The organism is Persicirhabdus sediminis (assembly GCF_016595495.1).
In the GTDB taxonomy this organism is placed as follows: Bacteria; Verrucomicrobiota; Verrucomicrobiia; order Verrucomicrobiales; family Akkermansiaceae; genus Persicirhabdus; species Persicirhabdus sediminis.
Genome location: NZ_JAENIM010000021.1, coordinates 184,798 through 206,231, shown reverse-complemented (window position 1 = coordinate 206,231; position 21,434 = coordinate 184,798). Strand labels below are relative to the sequence as shown.

20 protein-coding genes are annotated in these 21,434 nt (G+C 49.4%); 16 read left to right on the top strand and 4 right to left on the bottom strand.

Annotation, left to right across the window (positions count from 1 at the left end; all coding sequences use genetic code 11):
- The first annotated feature begins 13 nt into the window (after positions 1-13).
- The 13 genes from JIN82_RS04435 to JIN82_RS04375 all read left to right on the top strand — a co-directional run bounded on the left by JIN82_RS04435 (position 14) and on the right by JIN82_RS04375 (position 11,554).
- Positions 14-568, top strand: coding sequence for a DUF3341 domain-containing protein (locus JIN82_RS04435; RefSeq protein ID WP_200310434.1), 555 nt, complete (start codon positions 14-16; stop codon positions 566-568).
- A gap of 69 nt (positions 569-637) precedes the next feature.
- On the top strand, positions 638-1,267 hold the full coding sequence (locus JIN82_RS04430; protein WP_200310433.1) for a c-type cytochrome: 630 nt from the start codon (positions 638-640) through the stop codon (positions 1,265-1,267).
- Between the two features lie 24 nt (positions 1,268-1,291).
- The gene (locus JIN82_RS04425) at positions 1,292-2,719 is read left to right on the top strand and encodes a hypothetical protein (RefSeq protein ID WP_200310432.1); all 1,428 of its coding nucleotides are present in this window, start codon (positions 1,292-1,294) and stop codon (positions 2,717-2,719) included.
- A gap of 30 nt (positions 2,720-2,749) precedes the next feature.
- Positions 2,750-3,043 carry a hypothetical protein gene (locus JIN82_RS04420; protein WP_200310431.1) on the top strand — a complete coding sequence of 98 codons (294 nt, stop codon included), beginning with the start codon at positions 2,750-2,752 and terminating at the stop codon, positions 3,041-3,043.
- Between the two features lie 39 nt (positions 3,044-3,082).
- Positions 3,083-4,567, top strand: coding sequence for a cbb3-type cytochrome c oxidase subunit I (locus tag JIN82_RS04415; RefSeq protein WP_200310430.1), 1,485 nt, complete (start codon positions 3,083-3,085; stop codon positions 4,565-4,567).
- Positions 4,568-4,606: 39 nt separating this feature from the next.
- A complete protein-coding gene (locus JIN82_RS04410; RefSeq protein WP_200310429.1) occupies positions 4,607-5,347 on the top strand; it encodes a hypothetical protein in 741 nt (246 codons plus the stop codon).
- 38 nt (positions 5,348-5,385) lie between these two features.
- Complete coding sequence (locus JIN82_RS04405) at positions 5,386-6,153, top strand: c-type cytochrome (protein ID WP_200310428.1); 768 nt, start codon at positions 5,386-5,388, stop codon at positions 6,151-6,153.
- Positions 6,154-6,416: 263 nt separating this feature from the next.
- Complete coding sequence (locus JIN82_RS04400; protein ID WP_200310427.1) at positions 6,417-8,258, top strand: cytochrome c oxidase subunit I; 1,842 nt, start codon at positions 6,417-6,419, stop codon at positions 8,256-8,258.
- 46 nt (positions 8,259-8,304) lie between these two features.
- The gene (locus JIN82_RS04395) at positions 8,305-9,930 is read left to right on the top strand and encodes a cytochrome c oxidase subunit 3 (RefSeq protein ID WP_200310426.1); all 1,626 of its coding nucleotides are present in this window, start codon (positions 8,305-8,307) and stop codon (positions 9,928-9,930) included.
- Positions 9,931-9,958: 28 nt separating this feature from the next.
- Positions 9,959-10,321 (top strand): cytochrome C oxidase subunit IV family protein, encoded by a 363-nt coding sequence (locus JIN82_RS04390; protein WP_200310425.1) that lies wholly within the window; start codon positions 9,959-9,961, stop codon positions 10,319-10,321.
- A gap of 2 nt (positions 10,322-10,323) precedes the next feature.
- On the top strand, positions 10,324-10,533 hold the full coding sequence (locus JIN82_RS04385) for a hypothetical protein (protein WP_200310424.1): 210 nt from the start codon (positions 10,324-10,326) through the stop codon (positions 10,531-10,533).
- Complete coding sequence (locus tag JIN82_RS04380) at positions 10,530-10,742, top strand: hypothetical protein (RefSeq protein WP_200310423.1); 213 nt, start codon at positions 10,530-10,532, stop codon at positions 10,740-10,742. The genes JIN82_RS04385 and JIN82_RS04380 overlap by 4 nt, the downstream gene beginning before the upstream one ends.
- A gap of 26 nt (positions 10,743-10,768) precedes the next feature.
- Positions 10,769-11,554 carry a cytochrome c oxidase subunit II gene (locus JIN82_RS04375; RefSeq protein WP_200310422.1) on the top strand — a complete coding sequence of 262 codons (786 nt, stop codon included), beginning with the start codon at positions 10,769-10,771 and terminating at the stop codon, positions 11,552-11,554.
- A 123-nt stretch (positions 11,555-11,677) separates the two neighbouring features.
- Here JIN82_RS04375 and ppk1 read toward each other — a convergent pair whose 3' ends face one another.
- The 3 genes from ppk1 to JIN82_RS04360 form a co-directional block, all read right to left on the bottom strand.
- Positions 11,678-13,777 carry a polyphosphate kinase 1 gene (gene ppk1 / locus JIN82_RS04370; protein WP_200310421.1) on the bottom strand — a complete coding sequence of 700 codons (2,100 nt, stop codon included), beginning with the start codon at positions 13,775-13,777 and terminating at the stop codon, positions 11,678-11,680.
- Between the two features lie 14 nt (positions 13,778-13,791).
- Positions 13,792-15,282: a Ppx/GppA phosphatase family protein gene (locus JIN82_RS04365; RefSeq protein WP_200310420.1), complete on the bottom strand. Its 1,491-nt coding sequence runs from the start codon at positions 15,280-15,282 to the stop codon at positions 13,792-13,794.
- A gap of 389 nt (positions 15,283-15,671) precedes the next feature.
- Positions 15,672-16,112 carry a hypothetical protein gene (locus JIN82_RS04360; RefSeq protein ID WP_200310419.1) on the bottom strand — a complete coding sequence of 147 codons (441 nt, stop codon included), beginning with the start codon at positions 16,110-16,112 and terminating at the stop codon, positions 15,672-15,674.
- Positions 16,113-16,544: 432 nt separating this feature from the next.
- Between JIN82_RS04360 and JIN82_RS04355 the strand changes: the two genes are divergently transcribed.
- The 3 genes from JIN82_RS04355 to JIN82_RS04345 all read left to right on the top strand — a co-directional run bounded on the left by JIN82_RS04355 (position 16,545) and on the right by JIN82_RS04345 (position 18,920).
- The gene (locus JIN82_RS04355) at positions 16,545-17,249 is read left to right on the top strand and encodes an outer membrane protein (RefSeq protein WP_200310418.1); all 705 of its coding nucleotides are present in this window, start codon (positions 16,545-16,547) and stop codon (positions 17,247-17,249) included.
- A gap of 126 nt (positions 17,250-17,375) precedes the next feature.
- Entirely contained in the window at positions 17,376-18,041 is a 666-nt protein-coding gene (locus JIN82_RS04350) for a hypothetical protein (protein WP_200310417.1), read from the top strand.
- Between the two features lie 228 nt (positions 18,042-18,269).
- Positions 18,270-18,920, top strand: a complete 651-nt coding sequence (locus JIN82_RS04345; protein ID WP_200310416.1) for an outer membrane protein — start codon at positions 18,270-18,272, stop codon at positions 18,918-18,920.
- A gap of 94 nt (positions 18,921-19,014) precedes the next feature.
- Here the strand turns inward: JIN82_RS04345 and pheT are convergent, their stop codons facing one another.
- Entirely contained in the window at positions 19,015-21,420 is a 2,406-nt protein-coding gene (gene pheT, locus JIN82_RS04340) for a phenylalanine--tRNA ligase subunit beta (protein WP_200310415.1), read from the bottom strand.
- Between the last annotated feature and the right edge of the window lie 14 nt (positions 21,421-21,434).

Below are 21,434 nucleotides of genomic sequence, written 5' to 3'. Positions count from 1 at the left end.
CAACTACATTATTGTGAGCACATCTGCAAAACGCGTTTATGGTTACCTCGCTGAATATGAGAGCGCATCTGCCCTCTATAAAGCAGCTGAAAAGGTACGTGATGCCGGCTTTAAAAAGTGGGATTGTTATTCGCCGTTCCCAATTCACGGCTTAGACAATGCGATGGGCATGAAACGGTCCATCCTTCCTTACCTGGTTTTCTGTGGTGGTACCCTTGGTCTCATCACAGGCTTCACGCTTGCCTATACCACTCAGGTGGTGATCTACCCAACCGTAGTTCAGGCGAAGCCAGCTAACATTTTCACTACAGCGGCCTTTTTCCCAATCTTATTTGAGCTGACGATTCTTCTTTCAGGTTTCACTACCTTGTTTGGAGTGCTTGGCCTGATGGGCCTGCCACGTCTCAACCATCCACTGTTTGCGAGCAAGCAGTTCAAGCGCGTGACTGATGACGCGTTCTTCATCGCGGTGGAAGCACGCGACCCTAACTTTAATGCCGACGCTACTCGAGAGCTACTCGAGGAAGCCGGTGGAACCAATATCGAACTCGTTGAAGAGGAAGACTAACCACATGAATGGAAACTAGCCAGTTGGCTGGAATCCGCGACTCATTAGACAACTCAAAAACCATTTATCATGCGCTATTTTCTTCTCGCCTACACATTGATCATCGTGATGGTCATCGGTATCTTCGGATTCCGCGGGCAAAAATTCAGTGAGAGACCGCTCCGTATCTTCCCAGATATGGACGAACAAGATTACGTAAAAGCTCAGAAACCTAGCTTGTTTTTCCAAGACGGCATGGGTGCTCGTAAGCCAGTAGTGGGAACCATTCCGCGCGGCTTTGAAGCCAATGCTGAAGATGCTAACGGCTACGGATTCACAAACGGTGTGGGCTATTACCACACTGGCCAGATCGACGGCACTTACGGAACTGGCATGCCTGAAGAACTCGGGCTGACAGCTGAGAATACCGCAGCCTTCCTGCGCCGCGGCCAAGAGCGCTACAACATTTCCTGCCTACCATGTCACGGCGAAGCTGGTGACGGCAAAGGCATCGTCGCTAAAATCGGCATCACTGGTGTAGCTAACCTCAAGCTGGAGAGCTTCGGTTCTCAGACTTACCCAGATGGCCAGATGTTCAACGTCGTCTCTCACGGTGTAAGGCAGATGAGTGGCTACGCAGCAAACATTTCCACACGCGACCGCTGGGCGATCATTGCCTACGTTCGCGCCCTACAGACCGCAGCAAACGAGAGCAAGTAATCCAACCCATTTCTATCACATCCCATGGCACATTTCGTTACATCTAAGGATATCCCGGCTGACGGTGAACACATCGATAAGTCAAAGTTGGCTAAGCCAATGATGATTTTTGGTGGGCTGGCATTTGTTGGTCTGATTCTCAGCGTTTACCTGCTTTTCTTTGCCGGTAGCTACCAAGAGCAAAGCCCATCTGAGGCTGCAGCTTTCATCACTAAGCCAGTAGCTGACGCTCCCGGCGGTGACATCCGCGGCAACTACGCCTACTCATGGCTTTTCGCCTTTGCTTACTTCGTTACACTGTCATTCGGCGGTTGTTTCTGGCTGATTCTGCATCATGTTTCTAACTCAGGTTGGGGCGTGTCGATTCGTCGTCTGATGGAGAACCTGGCTACAGTTTTCCCATGGATGGCGATCATCGCGATTCCATTCTTCTTCCCGCAGGTGCAGTCTAAGTTATTTGAGTGGATGAATATTCACCGTGAAACTGGCTTCAACTACGCGGCGGCAAAAGATGCCATCGGTGGTGGTATCTTTGGTAGCTACGCTAAAGATGGCCTGCACGCGTCTCACGATCCACATGATCACTTGCTCTATGTGAAGTATTTCTACGTCAACCTCAACTGGTGGTACGTACGCATGGCACTCTACTTTGTGGGCCTCGGTGGCTTTGTTATCTGGCTGAAAAATAAGTCGGTCAAACAAGATACTGACGACAATCCAAGTGCTAAGAGCACACTGCAGTTGCGCTACTGGGCGCCAGCTGGCTTGATCATGTTCGGTCTGTCTATCAGTTTCATCGCTTTCGATTTGCTGATGGCTCTCGACTACACTTGGTTCTCAACTATGTGGGGAGTATGTTACTTTGCTGGTTCTGTATTGAACTCAATGGCAGTATTGATCCTCGTGCTCACATGGCTGCGCAGTAAGGGGTACCTGAAAACGGTAACTAGCGCCGAGCACTACCACATTATGGGTAAGCTGATGTTCGCCTTCATCGTCTTCTGGGCGTATGTGAACTTCTCTCAGTTCTTCCTCATCTGGTACGCAAACATCACCGAGGAGACTCGTTACTTCCTGCTGCGAAATACAGAGGGCTGGAACGTAGCTAACATCATCCTGGTATTTGGTCACTTCGCCGTGCCATTTGTCTTCATGCTGCCACATTACATGAAGCGTAAGCCAGCTCTGGCCTGCATTTTTGCCTCTTACATGCTGATTTTGCATATTCTCGATATGTACATCATCGTCATCCCTGAGCGCGCTCCATCACTCAGCACCATGAATGGCTTTGAGCCAACGCTATGGTTCAGCGGAGCCTTCTGGGGAGATATCTTAGCCTTTGTCACTGTGGGGTCATTCTTCATGTTCATCCTGCTGCGTAACCTCGGTAAGCAATCGCTCTATCCAAACCGTGACGCTCGTATCCTCGAGTCAGCTAACGTTTCCAACTAACCCGAAGAAGCTCAAAACTAATTCATCATTATGGACTCCAATCCACGAGATACATTCTTCCGCAGATTCAGCACATTTTGGTTTGGTCTGGGTCTCTTCGTAGCCTTTGGCATTTTAGCCGTCGTCATCGTGCCTTGCTCAGTTTGTGGCAAGGTGGATGCCGAAGATAAAAACGCCGAGCGCCGGATGAAGGTCAACCAAGAGGTCAATGCTGCTGAGGAGGCTGCATTAAAAGAAGCAAACCCAACAACTGCCTTCGATAAGGTGGGTGCTGAGCTGCTTAAGCAGAAGCCAAGCGCATCTGATAAACCAGCCGCGCAGTAATTTTAGCCCCTATAATTAACCAGATTTTTACACAACACCATGGAATCAGCACCCGATAGCCACATTCCTTCAGCCGAGCACGGCAAGCAGAGAGCGCTTATTGACCACTCTCTGCGTCACCCAGTGATGTTTTTCTTCACCAGTGGGGCCGCTTGGTTAGCCGTATCACTCGTTTTGGCGATGATCGCCACCATGAAGGCGCACAGCCCAGATTTTCTGGGAAATTGCTCAGCCTTAAATTATGGTAGAGTTTTCCCAGCTCACCTGAATACCCTGATCTACGGATGGGGATTGCAGGCTGCATTTGGCGTCGCCATCTGGCTGATGGCCCGTCTGTCTCGCCAGGAAAGCCGTAGTTCAGTAGCTATCTTGGTAGCTGGACACGTCTGGAATGTTCTGGTTGCCCTGGGCACCATCTGCATTCTAGCTGGAAAAGGATCTGGTATCTACTGGATGGATTTCCCTGAATTCATCTGGGCTCCAATGCTAGCTACATATGCAGCGATTGCGATCTGGTCTATGATTCACTTCCGTGTTCGCCGCTGGCAGCACATCTACGTTTCTCAGTGGTTCCTGCTCGGAGCAATCATCTGGTTCCCATGGGTATTTCTTGCTGCGAACCTGTTTGTGCACGTTTTCGACATCCACCCACTGATGGTAACCGCTTCCGCTGCGTGGTTCCGCTCAGCGCTGATGTTGCTCTTCTTTGTACCAATTGGTGTGGCTGCGGCCTTCTACTTGGTGCCAAAAATCACCGGTCGTGCGGTGTACAATTACTCACTCTCACAAGTGGCATTCTGGCTGTTGGCTGGACTTGCTCCATGGGCTGGCATGCAAGTGCTGATGGGTGCTCCAATCCCAACATTCATGCCATTCACCAGTGCGGCAGCTACGATCGCTGTGGTTATCCCAGTGCTCGCGCTGACTGTAAGTCTGTTCAAGACACTCAAAGGCAAAGCTCAGACTGTGGCTCACAGCCCATCACTGCGCTTTACAGTAGCTGGCGTGATTGGTCTGCTATCTTACGCTATCTTTGGCGCCTTCCTAGCGCGTCCTGATATGATCGCCATCACGCAGTTTACTTCAGCTGGTTACGGTCTGGATATCGTTGGCCTCTACGGATTCTTCAGCTTGACCATGTTTGGTGCGATTTATTTCATCGTTCCTCGCATCACTCGCCGTGAGTGGATCTCACGCCGTATGATCCGCTGGCACTTCTGGCTTTCTATCTACGGTGTGCTCACGCTGCTCGGCTGCATCGCATTGTTTGGTAGCATTTCTCAAGGTGTGGCTCAGCAAGATTGGGAGCAACCATGGTACAGCGCGTTCATGGCGACTCGTCCATTCCTTATCGCTACCTCTATCGTTTGGGGATTCATGCTGCTCTCTAACGTGTTCTTCCTCTTCCATCTCACGCTGATGTGGCTGCGCCTCGGACGCCGCAGCAATCACCCAACTCTGCTGACTCATGATCATTCCGCTACTGGCCCACACGGTCGTGAAGGATTGATTGATAACAACTAATCGCCAAAGCGAACTAAGATCACAAATTTCCTAATCATCATGAAATTGAAATACTTTATCATCTTAATGCTGACTAGCTTTGGACTGCCATTCATCTTCATGCTCTTGGTACCAGCTATCAAGATGACAGATGCGGCTCCTCTGCCAATGGGCGACAAAGACTCTGGCAAATCTGAGGTTTACTTTAATCCAGTCAACGCAGGCCTGATTTCACAAGGTGCCGAGGTTTACGCCTCTAATGGTTGTTATAACTGTCACACCCAGCTGATTCGCCCAACTTCGCTTTCAGCTAGCTCATCCGTGGTCGTTACCGATCTCTGGCGCCCAGATTTCGCTGGCGTGATGGATGACGAAAAACGTGGTGATACACGCCGCGAAACTACAGCTTGGGATTACCAAGGTGAGAAATTTGCCCAGATCGGTACCAACCGCATCGGCCAAGATCTCAGCAACGTTGGACATCGCATCAATGCTAAAGCAAAAGCGCTTGGCATCAGCCCTGAGATGTACCTCTACCTGCACTTCTATAACCCGCGCAATACGGTGACGAAAACTCACGAAAAATGGTCAAATTGCCCATCTCAGCTGGGATTCTTTGAGCAGGTGAAAAACTCAGGCCAAGGCACTGATATAGCTCTGCCGCTGGAAAATAAGCCAGGATATATGGTCATCCCTAACGATCAGGCTGTAGCGCTCACTAGCTACCTGCTGTCACTCAAGCGTGACCAGCCAGTGCCCGATAGCATCAATTATAACCCAAACAAAGACGAAGAAGAATAAGCCTAGCTGGATTCACTTCATCATAGATTTTACATCCCATGTCTGACACGAATAACAATTCATTTCCGGATAAGCCGGATCTCGATGAGACCACCAATGTGACTGATGCTCACACTGGACTGAATTCTCCAGCTGCGCGTGAAAAGCGTCTCAAGGAAGAAGGTCTCGAGCCACTCTCGCTCTGGGTCATCATTGGTAGCGCTATTGTTCTGCTGATTGCAGGTGGCGTTATTGGAGCTGGTGGGCACATGTTCGATTATCAAAAATCAGCCCCAGTCAAATACGTACGTGCTGTACAGCCGGGCGGTGGAGCTGTGGATAAGCCGGTTGAGGCAATGGAAGCCTTCATGCGTAAAGGTGAGCAAGTTTACTCAACTAAGTGTGCTAGCTGTCACCAGCCAAATGGTGCAGGTGGTACAGGTATCCCGCCGCTTGCAGGATCTGAGTGGGTGACTGGTCATACCCAGACACTGGCGCTGATTCCTCTGAATGGTATCAATGGACCAATCGAAGTAGCTGGAAAATCATACGATGGTGTCATGGCTGCTATGGGCCAAGGCCTCTCACCTGCAGAACTCGCTGCGCTGTTGACTTACGTGCGTAACGCATGGGGCAACGATAGTGGCGATATCATCTCAGTAGATATGGCTAAAGAAGCGATTGCGCTTTCCAATACAATTGGTGCTAAATCATTCACTGCTGCTGAGTTGCAAGCTGATCACGCCGTCGCTCTCCCAGGCGAAGCGCTAGATCCTACATCTCTAGTCAATAAGAGAACATTAGTTCCTGAAAAGGCTGCTGAATAATTATACTTGAAAAACTTCTCAGGTAGGTTATTTCACCTGCCTGAGCAAGATATGCATAGTCGTTAAGATTTCATGCATGGTGAGGGATCCAGCTGGATTCTCCCACACTCACCCAATCACCCCACCCAAACTACGGGACTCTTCGGAGTCCTCTTTTTGCAGTTCGGATCTGATAGTTAAAGGCAGATAATGCCAACGCTGGAGCAAGAAATGCGAAGACCTCAAACAATCTAAGTGCTAACTTAAAAGATTACCCTAAATTCATGAGCGACCACGCTGATCACCACAACCCTGGATTCATACAGAAGTATATCTTCTCAACCGATCATAAGACGATCGGGATTCAATACGGCCTCACCGCCATGTTGTTTCTGTTGTTTGGTTTTTACCTGATGATTATGATGCGTTGGAGCATCGCTTACCCTAACGAGCCTGTGCCGGAATGGATGAGCTTTTTCCTCAATGATACCTGGAAGGCTCAGTGGCTGCAGAATGGTAAAATGCCGGGCGAGACCTATAACATGTTTGGTGCGATGCACGGAACGATCATGGTTTTCCTTGGGGTGGTGCCGCTCGGATTTGGTGCCTTTGGTAACTACGTGACGCCGCTGCAGATTGGTGCGCCGGACATGGCTTTTCCAAAACTCAACATGGCCAGCTACTGGCTTTACCTAGTGGGTGGCATCATCATGTGTGCTAGCTTCTTCTTGCCATCTGGCGCTGCTAAGTCTGGCTGGACAAACTACCCACCGCTTTCATTTTTCGCTGATACTCAGCACCCAAACCAGTGGATGACTGGTCAAACTCAGTGGCTTGTTGGCATGGTCTTTTTGATCACTTCATCGCTGCTCGGTTCGGTAAACTTCATCACCACGATCATTAACCTGCGCGCTAAGGGCCTCACATGGTTCCGCATGCCATTCTTGGTATGGGCAATGCTCGTTACTGGTTTCATCCTTCTTCTTTCATTCCCACCACTCGAAGTAGCTGGCATCATGCAGCTGGTCGACCGCGTATGGGATTCTAGCTTCTTCCAGCCAAGTGGTCTCTATCACCGCGAGATTGGTTTGGTAAATGCAGCTGGTGGTGGTTCACCACTTCTTTTCCAGCACCTATTCTGGTTCCTCGGTCACCCAGAGGTTTACGTTCTGCTGCTGCCAGCGATTGCTTGTGTGGCTGAAATTATCCCAGTAAACACACGCCGCCCGCTGTGGGGATATAAGTCCATGGTTTACGGTGTGCTCGTTCTCGGTTTCCTTTCATTCATCGTGTGGGCTCACCACATGTACATGACTGGCATGGGACCAGCGATTTCTACCTTCTTCCAAACTACCACTAACTTGATTTCTATCCCGTCAGTGATTCTGCTGACTTGTTTGATCATTTCACTCTGGGGTGGATCTATCCGCTTCACACCACCAATGATGTGGGCCTGTGCCTTCCTACCAATGTTTGGTATCGGTGGTCTCACTGGTCTGCCGCTGGCATTCAGCATGCTCGACCTGCACTTGCACGATACCTACTACGTCATCGGTCACTTCCACTATGTGGTAGCACCGGGCATTCTGTTTGGTCTCTTTGCTGGTATCTATCATTGGTATCCAAAAATCAGCGGGCGTTACATGAGCAAGGTGCTCACTCATTTGCACTTCTGGCCGTCATTGATTCTCATCAACTTCCTGTTTTTCCCAATGCTGATTCAGGGCATGGCTGGTTTCCACCGCCGCTGGTATAATGGTGGTGACGCCTATGTGGTGACTGACCCAGAAAGCGCTAACGTTTTTGGTAAAGTAGTCGCCGAACACATTGACCTCAACATCCTGATGTCCACATCTGCTTGGCTGCTCGCTGTCGCCCAGCTGCCATTCATCATCAACGTTCTCTCCGCATGGATTTGGGGCAAGAAGGTGGAAAATGATAACCCGTGGAATGCGACCACTCTCGAGTGGGCAACTCCAACCCCTCCAGGACATGGCAACTTTACTAAGGAGCCAATCGTTTACCGTGGCCCTTACGAGTACTCACGCCCAGAAGTGGACGAAGATTACTACCCGCAGTGGCAAGCGCCTGTGAAGCCAAAAGCCGAAACTAATAAAGACGCCTAATCACCCAGCTCCCCGCGTCTAACGAACCCTATTTCAACACAATACCATGGAAATTCCATATATCGTCAATCCTCGTAAGGACACTGGCTTAACGAACTCCAAGATTGCTATCTGGTTGTTTCTGGCCTCAGAGGTCATGCTCTTCGGCGGCCTGTTCTCAGCCTACATCTTCCTGCGTGTTTACGCAGATTACCCGTGGCCAGAGCGCGCACTGCCAGTGCTGCCAGGTTTGATCAATACCTTCATCCTCATTGCATCATCCGTTACTGTGGTGATGGCTTGGGCGTCATTGAAATTGCGCGAGCTGACGAAGTTCCGCATCTATATGAGCATCACGGTGCTTTGCGCTGGATTGTTCATGGTGCTCAAGGGCATGGAGTACAATGCCAAGTTCCACCACCAAGCGGTGCGTCTTAACGACTACGCCGTGGTTGAAGGTCATTTGCACCCGCATGAGGGTCTCAAAGGCACTGAAATTACTATCGAGGCGGAAACTGTATCCATCGATCTATTTAAGTTTTCCAAGTCATACTACGCTGATTTTTCAGCTGAGTGGGACGGCAAACTCCAGCTAGAAAAAGCTCTGGTGGTTGACGGCGAGGAAATCTTCCCAGCTGGCCAAGCCATTTCCGTGGACATGCTCAGCCAAGCTAAAGAGCTGTTTATTAACAACCGCGCTAACAATGCTGAAATCCTCGAAGATAAGCTGCGTCAGTCATGGAAATTCGCTAAGGAGGAAACTCCTGGCGAGAACAACCGCAACGCCGAGCGCAAGAAGCTGCAAAACGACAAATACAAAGAGCTGGTGGACGCTATTCCAGCTGGTGATTTGAAGACTGCTGTGGGCTCACTGACATTCAAAGCAACCTCTCCTATCGCGCTGCACATTGATCCTAAGAAAATCTACAAGAGTGCAAGCGACAAAGAAGGGGACAGCGGATCTATCGTGCTCAACGACGGCACGACGCTAGCTGGAACCATGGGCAATAGTGATATCGTTCTCGATGTGGATGCGATTTCATTCCGCCACACGGTGATGCAGGCTGAAAAAATGGGCATCGACCCTGAAGCTGCCATTGCAAACTCATGGTTGCTGAAAGATGAAGGCATCAAAACTCTCTGGGATAACCACCTCATCGTAGTGGAAAAACTCGAACAGCACTTGCTGGAAGAGTACAAGACAAAGACAGACGCTAACGGCAACGAAGTCGCCAAGCGTGTGCCTACCGAAGCTGATCGCTACCGTATGGGCTGGAAAGAAATTGTCGCTCTCGAAGAGCTGCAAAAAGCTGGCAAAGACCTGCACGACCTGACTCACCAAGAGATCCAAGACGCTTACCCGAGCATGACTGCTGGCTTCACCGGCGCTGATCACAAGAGCGGTAAATACAATTTCCCTAAGCTAACGATTCCCCGCGAGCAGGTTCTGTTTGAATCCAAATTTACTCCAGCTTGGAATAACTACTACGCCATCTACTTCACCATGACTGGTCTACACGGCCTACACGTTATTGGTGGTGCTATTGTACTAGCTTATTATCTCTTCTTCGGCACTGGCATGTACCGCAAGAACCCAGAGTGGCTGGCTAACCGCGTGGAAGTCGGTGGCCTGTTCTGGCACTTTGTCGATCTGGTGTGGATCTTCCTGTTCCCAATCATGTATTTGATGTAATCCTCTTAACCTCAACTATTTTTATCAAATGGCTCATTCAATTGAAGAAGTTAAAAAGTCACAGAAGAAGTTCCTGATTGTTGGAGCAATCCTGTTTATTGGTACGGTGGTCACCGTAGCGGTGGCTAAGATTCCAGCTCTCGATATCGGTGTTCACGGCTTTGATACTGCTGACCTTATCCTCGGTTTGCTCATTGCTACCATCAAGGCATCGCTGGTTCTAATGATCTTCATGCACTTCACCGGCGAGAAATTTATGGTATATTTCTCCATGGGAATTGCCGTGATTTTCACCATCTGCATGGTCTGGCTCATCGGCTGGAGCAAAGCTGATCCTATCCAATTTGAAAACGAAGATGTCTTTAGAAGCGGCATCGTAACCGAAAGCTAATCATGTCTCTGAAAGGTTTCCACATTCTCTTTGTCACTCTAGCCACGCTATTTTGTGCATTCATCACCACTTGGGCATTCACGCTCGAGCCAACCGGTGATGATTCGATGATCAAAATCATCGGCCGAGCATGTGGGCTCGGCATGATTATCCTGCCTGTCTACGGCGTGCTTTTTTATTCTAAAATCAAAAAACTCAGCGCTCAGTTATGATCTATCAAATCAACACACTCGCTTGCTACGTATGCATGGGCAATGGCCCGGACCATAAAGACAGCCTAGCAGCTGGCTACGCCATGCTCTTCATGCTGTGCATCATCATGCCGGTCTTGTGTGCGATTTTCTTTTTCATCATCCGCATCGCTCGTAGATCTGCCGCAGCGCTCCCACCTGAGCTGCAAGACCATCCACCTGTTTCCTAACTCAATATTTTCTCACCCTATTTGTTATGCTTACCAAATACCTTGGCTTACCTGAAAACTACTCCGAGCACGGAGGTCAAGTTGACCAACAGAACGAATTTGTTCATTGGTTGATGCTTGTTCTCTTTGTTGGCTGGACGATTTTCTTCCTCTATACACTTTTCCGATTCTGGCACCGCCGCAATCCAAAAGCTGAATACTCAGGTGTGAAAAACCACGCCTCATCTCATCTCGAAATTGGTGTGGTTATCGTCGAAGCGATCTTCTTGCTAGGTTTTGCCTTCCCGCTGTGGGCTGAGCGCGCTGACGCCAAGAGCTTCTCAGACGTCCTTCGCCGTGAGCCTAACGCGACTCGAGTACGCGTTGTGGGTGAACAATATGCGTGGCGTTATCAATATCCAGGCAAAGATGGTGTGTTTGGCCGGACCTCGCCGCATTTTATTGGCGACGCTAACCCACTTGGGCTTGATCCTAATGATCCTAATGGTTATGACGACTTCCTCGGCTCAAGCCTCAAGCTTCCTGTCAATCGCTCAGCAATTGTTAAGTTAGGTTCTAAGGATGTAATTCATAACTTCGCTATCAAACCAATGCGTATCCAACAGGACTGCATTCCAGGTAAAGACATTCCTATCTGGTTCAAGCCAGTGAAAATCATGGAAAGCTCAGTGGTCTGTGCCCAGCTATGCGGTGAAGGTCACGCTAACATGCTTGGCTACATTGAGGTGATCGACGCTAACGAATTTGACGAATGGGCCGACGCTCAGTCAAAAGAATCACTTGATAAACGTAAAGCCACTGCGGCTAACTAAAGATTTCCTAAATACACCCCCCAAGCACCGTTACATTAAAGCCCTGATGGATCCCACTCCATCAGGGCTTTTAACTTTTTGAATTTCCAGCCAGCTAGATCAAATTTCTAGCTGAGCTAGCTATTAATCCTTTGGCATGTGCGGCTCGAGAATCACTGAGCGCTCGCGTTCAGCTCGGCGAGCACGGCGCACCGCTGCTTTCTGTAGTGATTCTTGCGCGCGGATTTGTTTGCTGCCAGATTTTGCGCTGAGCAGTTTGTAGCTGCCGTCAGCTAACATGTGGCGGGCTTTGACGTTGTCATCAAGGTGAGTTTTTAGCAATTTGATGAGCCTTTTCTTCGCGCCAGTATCGAGTACAGGAACGAGAAGTTCGACACGTTTTTCTAAGTTGCGCACCATCCAGTCAGCTGAGGAAATATAGACACGATCTTGGCCACCTTGGTGGAAGAGCATGACCCGCGCGTGCTCTAGGTAGCGGTCGATGATGCTAGTGACTTTAATATTTTCAGATAGACCTTTCACGCCTGGGCGCAGGCAACAGATGCCTCGAATGTTGAGACGGATACTAACTCCTGCTTGCGATGCCTTGTAGAGCGCGTTGATGATATCGGGATCTTGTAGGCTGTTCACCTTCGCCCAAATGTAGGCTTTTTCTCCCTGTTTGGCGCGCTGTTGCTCACTCTGGATGAGCTCTAGCAGGTGTGGCTTGAGATGGTAGGGGGCGGCGACGATATGCTGGTAGTTAGGAATTTGTGTGCGGCCCGATACCGAGTTGAAAAATGCGGATGCATCAGATCCGTAGCTGGAATCTGAGGTCAGCAGGGAAACATCGGTGTAGAGTTTAGCCGTGCTTTCGTTGTAGTTGCCGGTGCCAAAGTGGCAGTAACGTTTGATGCGTCCTTCTTCCTTGCGCACCACGAGCGCGCACTTGGCGTGGGTTTTTAAACCCTTCACTCCGTAGATCACAGTTGCGCCAGCGCGATGAAGTTCGTCTGCTCGGATGAGATTGCGCGCTTCGTCGAAGCGTGCTTTCAACTCAACTAACACAGTGACTTGAATGCCATTTTCCGCCGCTTTGATGAGCGCATCAACAATCAGGCTATCAGATGCGGTACGGTAGAGAATTTGTTTGATCGCGAGAACGTTAGGATCCTCAGACGCTTCTTTGATCAGCTTGATGACTGGGTCAAATGATTCGTATGGGTGATAGAGTAGGACATCACCCTCACTCAGTGTTTCAAAGATCGACTGGTGGGCTGGAACTTGAGGTGATCTGCTAGGTGCCCAAGAGTCGGTTTTGAGTTTTTCAAACCCATTGGTGAAGGCGATTTGCAGCAGTGATTTGAGATCAATGAGACCGGGGATTCTGTAGGTTTCGCGTTTGCTGATGCCAAATACTTCTTGCAGTTCAGTGAGCAGCTCAGCTGAAACTCCTTTGACGGTTTCTAGCCGCACGGTAGTGCTGTGTTTTCTAGCTGCTAGAATGTCTTCCATGTCGTCTGCTAGATCGAGCGCATTCTCGTCATTGAGTGTGATGTCTCCATTGCGAGTAACGCGGAATGGAGCAGCTGCTTTGACTTTCTCACCGGGGAAGAAATCATGCAGGTGCTTGATGAGTAGGTCCTCGATGGTGACGTAGCTGAGCCATTTTTCGTCAGGAACTTCGATGAACCTAGGCACGTGGTTAGGCGCTGGGATGATGGCTAGTCGCGGTTCTTCATTATCGTCGTTAGTGAGTAAACAGGCAACGGCGATTTGTAGATCTGGGAACAACGGAATGTCTCTATCTTTGTCTATGGCTAGTGGCGTAGCTACTGGATAGACGCTCTCGTGGAACACCCGCTCAAGCGCGCTGATCTGGCTGCCTTCTAGCTGGTTGAAATCGTGAATTTGGCGAATGCCTTGCTGCTCAAGTTCTGGAATCAGCTCTTCATTGAGCAGTTGATATTGGCACATCAACATCTCGTCTAGCCGAGTTCTAGCTTCGGTGAGTTGTTGATAGGGGGTGAGGCCAGCGATGTCTTTTTTGCGGCTGCCGCTTTGGTGCAATAACATCAAGCCACCAATGCGAACCATGAAAAATTCATCTAAGTTAGAGCCCGAGATGGCGAGGAATTTCAACCTCTCTAGCAGCGGTAGATCTGGGTTGAGTGCTTCGTCTAGCACCCGTTGGTTGAATTCGATCCAGCTGAGTTCGCGGTTGATAAAGTGTGATGGATTCATGGGATGGTCTGCGCTTAGAATTGTTTCGGTGGCTGGGCTTCTAGTGAGGCATCGAGTCCGTAGATGTCGCGGAATAAGTCTGCCTTTTCTTTGAGGGCGAGCTGCTCAATGGCGATGTCTCGCTGGGTGGTGATAGAAATCCTCATGCGTTGATTGCTGAGCTTGATGTCGATGTCTTGTATACGCTGTGCGTGAGTGCGATCTAGCGCATCTGCGACTCTTAGGATGGCCGCTAGTTTGCTGACTAACATGCGATTCTCACGGCTGAGTTCCTTGTAGCCTTCGTGCGACGGTTTGGGCATCGAGTGTCTGTGGTAGCGTGCGATGAGCCCAGCAATTTCAATATCCTTGGAGCTGAGTCCAAAGATTTCGGAATGGCGAATGATGTAATAGGAATGTTTGTGGTGCGAGCTGGCGCTGATCAAATTACCTGTCTCGTGAAGGATGGCGGCAGTGCTGAGTAGCAGCCTTTCTTTGGCTCCGAGGTTGTGTAGTGGTGCTAGTTTATCAAATATGGTCGTGCTTAATGATTCAACTAACTTGGCGTGGTTGAGGTCGATTTTATATCTGCTCGCAATGGAGATGGCTGATTGGCGGACTACTTGTTGGAAGCGTACGGTGAAGTTGGTAGAGTTTGGTAGGTTTGCTAACAATTCAGTTTCGTAATCATCGCTAGGGATGAATACGCGCTCAGCTTTAAATGCTTCAGCCAGCCTGGAGTTGATCTTTACCGCGGCGATGAGTGAGTCGGCGTGAGCGTAGTCGAGGTGGTATTTTTTGACTCGTTTGTCGGCTCCCATGTCCGCGATTTTACTCAAGAATGAGCGCAGCTCAGGAGGCGTGATTCCTTCGCTATTAGCGGCTGATAGGTGAGGGCTGATGAACTGCATTTCGTGACCAATGACGAGCATCTGGTCAATCTGCTGGTTTTGATAGTCAAAGAGGATGCTGTCGATGCTGGCGCGTGTCTGTTGTTGCAGCATGGAGAGCAGCGCTTTGCCTTTGGCTTGGCTTTTCTGGATCGCCTGATAGGCACGGAAGCTGCCGAGCCGGTAGCTGGAGTACTGGGCAATGTTGCCATTGGAGAAATAAAGAACCCGCGTATTTCCGGGGCCAACGTGAACGACTAAGGTATTTTTGTTGGAAAGTGATTTTACTGATTTCAGCAGCGCCTGGCTTTGCATGTAGATCAGCCGGGTCATTTCGCCGTCGTCTAGTGGTTCAACGCTGATGCCGCAGGCGATTTGCACGCGGTTGAGAACGGCGTCGCGGTTGCTAGATTCGGCGATGATGTTGGTGGCTACCACGCGGTTAGGCATGCCGTCTGGGATGCCTAGCTCGCTGAGCGCAGCGCGGAAGTCTTTGAGGATTTTCACAATCCTCTCAACCGTATCTCGACGTATGGTGCCCTCGCCAAATACATCTCTAGCTAGAGGCAATGGCTGCTCTAAAAAATCAACTGCTGAAATGGTTTGCTGATCATCTGCGTAGCTGCCAACTAGCATACTAACACTGCCAGCGCCTATATGGATAGATGATACAAGATCACTAGCTGATGAATTTTTTTCAGGATGGGATTGCGGCCTTTGCTGCTCTGTGGGTGACACGTCGATTTCTGGGTACGGTTATTGATTTACCCTTATTGGGTTTACCAGTTTTGCAGGTTGTTTAAATTAGTCAAGTGGGTGACTCATCAGGAATGCATTTTATTGCATCAGCTGGATCCTAGCTGATGAATAGATCATCTGGCTGAAGTAGCTGGTCGGCCAGCTATGTCATGCGCGAATGAGTGACGATCTCGTGACTCAGATAGAGGTAGTGAATTTCAGCCAGCTGCTAATTGAGCTGGCTGAATGCAAAGATAATTTATGAGTCTTTTTATTGCGCTGAGCTTTTAGGGCATCTGCTCGAGTAGATCACCAGAGCGGCCAATCCACTCCCAGTCTTCTTCTTCGAGCGCGCCGCGGTGGCCATCTGTGAGGAAGGCGGCAGCCTGCTCGTGCATGCTGCGGTTGCTGCAGAAGATGAGGCGCTCTCCAGCTGAGATTTGCTTGGTGTATACCGGCTCGTCTGGGTACTTGGCCGATTCTTTGATGGCAAGTTGGTACCACATCACAGCTTCGGGAAGGTCTTCGGTGAAGTCTGCAATGGTTTCGATAAGAAAGGGATGAGCGCCGCCGTTGGTGATGATGTATTCATCGTAAAGCGATCGTAGCCGCTGGACGTGCACCTGATGCATGACCTTGTCGTCATTGATAATGGCTTCTGTGATGTGTGAGGCTACCTTGAGAACTCTACAGTAGATCTCTACTGGAACACTTTTTACAGATTGCATACCCATAACCGCAATACTCTAGAGAGATGCATTGGGCTGCCAAGAAATAAAGATGTCATTGATGACCTAATTTTTACCTGTGGGCTAGTTTTTGCTGTAGTGACAACGGTTGCAGAGCGTTCGTTTTTGTCATGATTGACGAGTTTGTTAGTTTGCTTTTATTGGCTATTAGATCTGATAAATCAACAGGCTAGTCTCTTGTTGTTGATAATGAATGAGTAAGGTGTTTTTGGCTTTATGGTTTTAATAAATTGAGTATTTGAATGAATGGTTTTATCCCTTTCGTTTTCAGTGAGTTGTGTAGTGGTGGTGAAATTGAATGGACGCATGTTTCTGAAAATGAATTGGTTGCAATTTTGGCTGCGGTTAATGTGATTGAAGTACCCATGCGGGTGAGTGTGGGGGGAATTAAAACCGATCCAATTAGGCAAAATGAAACATTTAATGATGGGCGCCATGGCGCTTTGTGCAGTGGGAGTTCAATCAGTAGTAGCTGATGACATGCTTGTGGAGCCAACACCGACTTCTGTAGACAAAAGAAGCCAGCCAGCTAGCGTCAATGACATGCTGGTGCCATCGCTGGACGATACCCGTATCGATTACCTAGAGCTGCGCAAAGATGGTGGCTGGTTCACCTCAGCGAGCGTGGGTAATATGTTTGATACTCAGGAAGCATATTTTACCCTGAGTCTGGGTTATCATCTTGATGAGAAAAGTAGCCTGTCTCTGCAGCTAATGCGCTTCAAGGACAATGGTACCGGAATGTCATCTCACTATGAAGTGACTAACAAACTATATCAGACGTCAATAGGTATATCTTACCAGCGTACAGAGCCTCTGACGGAAACTCTGAACTGGTATTACGGCGGCGGCATAGGAGCAGCCTACCTTGAGTCTGACTTGACGATGAGCAGCATGTTCTTTGGAAAATTTTACTTTGATGATAGTTCGTGGAGCGCCTACGCAGACGCGAAGGTTGGAATCGAAAAGATGATCAACCAAAACTTATCTGTCCAACTGGGCGCGCGGATGTACTACATTAACGATAATGATTTTGACTATGACTTGGGTGAGTTTACAGGGAAGTTCAACAACGTCTATTTTGGCCTCGAGCTGGGTGTGAGCTACAGCTTCTAACGTTTTTTAGAGACACTCGTTCGGTCATTGGTCTTGGTGGATTGAATAAAATGACCGGACGGGCCGTCTATTTCTGGGCAGTGGCTGCGACTAGCTAGCTGCTTAATAACAAGAATTTATTGAGATATGATTAAAGAGATAATTTGTGTAAGTGGATTGGCCGTCTCAGCAGCGGTGGCGCAGAATGGATATTATTCAGGCCAACAGCAAGCGCCTCAGCAGCCAGCGCCAATGGCTCCTGGCCAAGGCTATGAGAGCACAGGGCTCTTTCTATCAGGTACTGTAGGGACATTGTTTGACCTCAGCGAACCCGTATATACTACGAACATCGGCTTCCATCTGAACGAATTCAGCTCGGTATCACTGCAGTTCACCTTCTTCGACAATAGTGAGGGTTACTTTTACGATTACGGCTACGGTGATTGGGTCGACGATATTTACGACGATAGCTACTTTGGTATCGGCTTAGCCTATAAAGCCTATCATCCTGTTGGACCTAATACGCAGCTTTATTTTGGTGGTTCGTTAGGGGCAATGTTTGTTGATTCCAAGCTGACGTGGAGTGACAGTGATGGCTATTGGGGCCGCTACACCGGCGACGCGACTACCTTTTATATGGATGCAGTATTTGGATTGGACCAAAAACTCAGCCATAACCTACATGCTAACATCGGTATGCGACTTATGCATGTGAGTTATTATGACGTGGATTACGGCTCATTTACTATCAGAAACGACGAACTTGAACCATTGATGTTTGGCGTTGAGATGGGCCTGACATTTAGATTTTAATAGTTTTTGGATTCTTGTGAATTCATAGGTAAGTGAATGCCCTCAGCGCCTCGCGCTGGGGGTATTTTTTTGTTTTGTAATGGCTTGGTTGTTAGCTTGGTAGAAGAATCTTTAGCTATGTATCAATAATTAGTAGTTTACAGCTGAAAGGATTTTGCTTGTTATCGGCGCGACCTAATCAATGGTTTGTCCTCGGCTGTGGGTTAGGTTTCATGACTAAGCAAAACTATGAAAAAAAATTCTATCATTTCTCTCTCAGCGGTGGCCCTGTTAGCTGCGTCAGCTCAAGCCAAAGACCTAGATCATAGCGCCTATCTGCCAGCTGATGATGCGGGGCTTAGCTATGTTACTGTTGGTGGTGGCCAATTTATTGACGATGAAATTCCTTATGTATTTGCCAACTTTGGCTATCAGCTAGATGCAATCAACAGCTTTTCATTAGAGATGTTCTACTTCAATGATGAGCAGAGCTATGATGGATATGGATATTTTGGTTCATCTGACGTCGATGTGTTCGGAATTGGGGCGGCGTACCGTGCGTCTTACTCACTTACATCCAGCACTCAGTTATATGCAGGTGTAGGCCTTGGTTTAGCATTTATCAATGACTCTCTGATCTATAAAGCACCAGATATGAGTTCAACCTATCGTGGTGGCGGAGATACGACATCTATCTACTTGGATGCGGTAGCTGGCATTGAGCAGCGAATCACCGAGCATTGGGCCTTCAACGTTAATTTACGCTACTTATGGATTAACGATTATGATGTGAAATACCCATCAGATGGCGCTTATGAAGTCTATGGTGATTTTGAAGGTGACTTCAATAAATTCGACAACCTCTTCGGTATAGAAGCAGGTCTTACTTACAGATTCTAATTTCTGCGTGCTCTAGCACAATCATTTCATAACAAAAAAAGATCCCAGCGCGGTGAGCGCTGGGATCTTTCTGTTTGGGGGTGGTTTGAAATTTCTATCGGAAGCTGATAGGCAGTGATTTGGTGAGGTGATCGAGCAGTTTTTGGTGTGCTTGATCGACTTCTTTTTGTTTCAGTGTGCCTTTATCTGAGCGGTACATGAAGCTGTAGGTCATGGACTTTTTATCTGCGGCGATCTTCTCGCCACTAGGATCGGCGAAGATGTCGGTGCAGCGGAATTCAACTAGCAGCGGCTCTTTGTACTTGCCGAGTACTTTTTCGATCTCTCCGTTAGCTAAGCTCAGCGGAGCTTCGATCGCTGAGTCGCGCGCTGAGCCAGGGAACTGAGGCAGCGGGTTGACTGGGCTATCTTCGCTGGTGAGCTGTTGGAGTTTCTTGAGGTCTAGCTCGAGAACGTAGATTGGCAGCTCAGTACCGAGTTCACGGCAGCGAGATGGTTTCAGTTGGGCGATGGCGCCGATTGGCTTGCCGTCAGCGAGCACATCACCGGCGAGGATAAATCCGTCGCGGTCGCGTTTGTTGATCTGTACGTCCTGTTGAGGCAGGAGTTGGGCAACGATGGCTTTGGCGTCAGCTAGATCAGCTAGAGATGGTTTGGTATTCGCCCAGCTGGCTGGCTGGAGTTCACCAGAAATGAGAATTGCTAGAGAATCAGCTTCGAGATCTTTGGCTTTGCCGCCGCCCATGTTGCGGAATTGGCGACCCATTTCGAAGAAGCGCAGTGCTTTGGCTCCTTGGCGCAGGTTGCGTGCAGCGGTGGCAACGAGACCTGGAGTTAGGCTCGGGCGCATGATGGCGTGATCTTCGCTAAGCGGCAGAGCTACTTTGACGAGGTCGCCGTCTTGCAGTGGTCGCTGAGGCAGCGCGTCACCGAGCTGAGCAACGGTGGCATCGAGTGATTTTTCAGCAATCAGTTTGATAGTTTGCGCTTCGTAGAAACCAAGTGATGCCAGCTTGTAGCGCAGCGCCATCTGGGCGTCGTAGGCTTTGTCCACTGGAGATTCATCAACAAAGGTACCTGTGTAGCGGCTCTCTACTTTGTCGAGTCCGTGGACGCGGGCAATTTCTTCTACCAAGTCGATGTGGCGCTGCAGATCGAGGCGGAATGATGGGATGATCCATTGGTTGTCTTCGCCTTTTTCTAACCCTAATGAAATGAGGATAGCTTCGGCTTCAGCTAGAGTGATAGATCCGCCCATCAGCTGGTCGAGCTTGGCGACGTCCAGAGTTACTGGCTGGGTGAGCACTGGGGCTTCACCGGCTACTTGAGTGGCGCCATCTAGCTGGCCACCTGCGATTTCGCAGATCAGCTTAGCGGCATAGGCTGAGGCATTGAGAACGGCTTGCGGGTCTGAGCCTCGCTCGAAACGGTAAGATGAATCTGAGCTGAGGTTGAGGCGGCGCGATGTGCGGCGAATCTCAGATGGAGTGAAATAGGCTGACTCGAGAATCACGTCGGTTGTGGTCTCGGTGACGCCGCTATCAGCTCCTCCCATGATGCCAGCTAGTGCGAGCACTTGGCCAGACGCGTCGCTGATGACGAGGTCGCTAGATTCTAGCTGGTAGTCGTTTTCGTCGAGGGCGGCAAATTTTTCTCCATCAGCTGCTAGGCGGATGTCGAGCGCGCCAGTTACTTTAGCGGCATCAAAGGCGTGCAGCGGGTGGCCGAGCTCGTGGAGCACGTAGTTTGTGATGTCGACGACGTTGTTGATTGGGCGCAGGCCGATGGCTTCGAGGCGTTCTTTCAGCCAGCTAGGGCTGTCAGTCACCTTGACGTTAGAAATCTTCTGGGCGGTATAGTATGGCCCTTGAGCTGGCTGGCTGAGCACGATGTCATCACCAGCTGGCGTGGTTTCAGCGGATGGAATTTCCAGCTGGCTGCGTTCTACTTTGGCGAGAGCTGCGAGTTCGCGAGCCATGCCGAGGTGGGAAAGTAGGTCTGGGCGGTTAGGAGTGACTTCAACCTCGATGATGGTATCGCTAGGGAAGAGGTCGACGAGTTTGGTGCCGATTGCAGAATCAGCTGGTAGGATAAATAGACCGTCTTCTTCTGAGACGAGGCCAATTTCATCAGCACCACAGAGCATGCCAAGGGAGGCGACGCCGCGCAGTTTGCCTTCTTTAATAAGGAAGCCGTTTCCAAGATCTGCACCTGGGAGGGCGCATGGGACTTTGTCGCCAACGGAGTAGTTTTGTGCACCGCAAACGATCTGGCGGAGCTCGCCTTCACCGGCGTCTACTTGGCAAACTTTGAGTCGGTCAGCATCTGGATGCTGTTCGGCGGACTTGATCTGAGCGACCACGACTTTGTCTGATGGCACTCCGCTTTGAGAAACGCCTTCTACCTCGATGCCCGCGAAGGTGAGCAAATCGTCAATTTTCTCTAGGCTATAGTCAGAGATGTCGAGGTGTGTTTTTAACCAGTTCAGTGATACGTTCATGATGCTTATCGATT

What these genes read in the sequence shown, in the direction of transcription:
- ppk1 (WP_200310421.1), bottom strand. Translation starts at nt 13,777, where the DNA reads ATGAATCCATCACACTTTATCAACCGCGAACTCAGCTGGATCGAATTC.
- JIN82_RS04425 (WP_200310432.1), top strand. Translation starts at nt 1,292, where the DNA reads ATGGCACATTTCGTTACATCTAAGGATATCCCGGCTGACGGTGAACAC.
- JIN82_RS04390 (WP_200310425.1), top strand. Translation starts at nt 9,959, where the DNA reads ATGGCTCATTCAATTGAAGAAGTTAAAAAGTCACAGAAGAAGTTCCTG.
- JIN82_RS04355 (WP_200310418.1), top strand. Translation starts at nt 16,545, where the DNA reads ATGAAACATTTAATGATGGGCGCCATGGCGCTTTGTGCAGTGGGAGTT.
- JIN82_RS04410 (WP_200310429.1), top strand. Translation starts at nt 4,607, where the DNA reads ATGAAATTGAAATACTTTATCATCTTAATGCTGACTAGCTTTGGACTG.
- JIN82_RS04385 (WP_200310424.1), top strand. Translation starts at nt 10,324, where the DNA reads ATGTCTCTGAAAGGTTTCCACATTCTCTTTGTCACTCTAGCCACGCTA.
- JIN82_RS04420 (WP_200310431.1), top strand. Translation starts at nt 2,750, where the DNA reads ATGGACTCCAATCCACGAGATACATTCTTCCGCAGATTCAGCACATTT.
- JIN82_RS04405 (WP_200310428.1), top strand. Translation starts at nt 5,386, where the DNA reads ATGTCTGACACGAATAACAATTCATTTCCGGATAAGCCGGATCTCGAT.
- JIN82_RS04400 (WP_200310427.1), top strand. Translation starts at nt 6,417, where the DNA reads ATGAGCGACCACGCTGATCACCACAACCCTGGATTCATACAGAAGTAT.
- pheT (WP_200310415.1), bottom strand. Translation starts at nt 21,420, where the DNA reads ATGAACGTATCACTGAACTGGTTAAAAACACACCTCGACATCTCTGAC.
- JIN82_RS04395 (WP_200310426.1), top strand. Translation starts at nt 8,305, where the DNA reads ATGGAAATTCCATATATCGTCAATCCTCGTAAGGACACTGGCTTAACG.
- JIN82_RS04375 (WP_200310422.1), top strand. Translation starts at nt 10,769, where the DNA reads ATGCTTACCAAATACCTTGGCTTACCTGAAAACTACTCCGAGCACGGA.
- JIN82_RS04365 (WP_200310420.1), bottom strand. Translation starts at nt 15,282, where the DNA reads ATGCTAGTTGGCAGCTACGCAGATGATCAGCAAACCATTTCAGCAGTT.
- JIN82_RS04415 (WP_200310430.1), top strand. Translation starts at nt 3,083, where the DNA reads ATGGAATCAGCACCCGATAGCCACATTCCTTCAGCCGAGCACGGCAAG.
- JIN82_RS04360 (WP_200310419.1), bottom strand. Translation starts at nt 16,112, where the DNA reads ATGCAATCTGTAAAAAGTGTTCCAGTAGAGATCTACTGTAGAGTTCTC.
- JIN82_RS04345 (WP_200310416.1), top strand. Translation starts at nt 18,270, where the DNA reads ATGAAAAAAAATTCTATCATTTCTCTCTCAGCGGTGGCCCTGTTAGCT.
- JIN82_RS04430 (WP_200310433.1), top strand. Translation starts at nt 638, where the DNA reads ATGCGCTATTTTCTTCTCGCCTACACATTGATCATCGTGATGGTCATC.
- JIN82_RS04380 (WP_200310423.1), top strand. Translation starts at nt 10,530, where the DNA reads ATGATCTATCAAATCAACACACTCGCTTGCTACGTATGCATGGGCAAT.
- JIN82_RS04350 (WP_200310417.1), top strand. Translation starts at nt 17,376, where the DNA reads ATGATTAAAGAGATAATTTGTGTAAGTGGATTGGCCGTCTCAGCAGCG.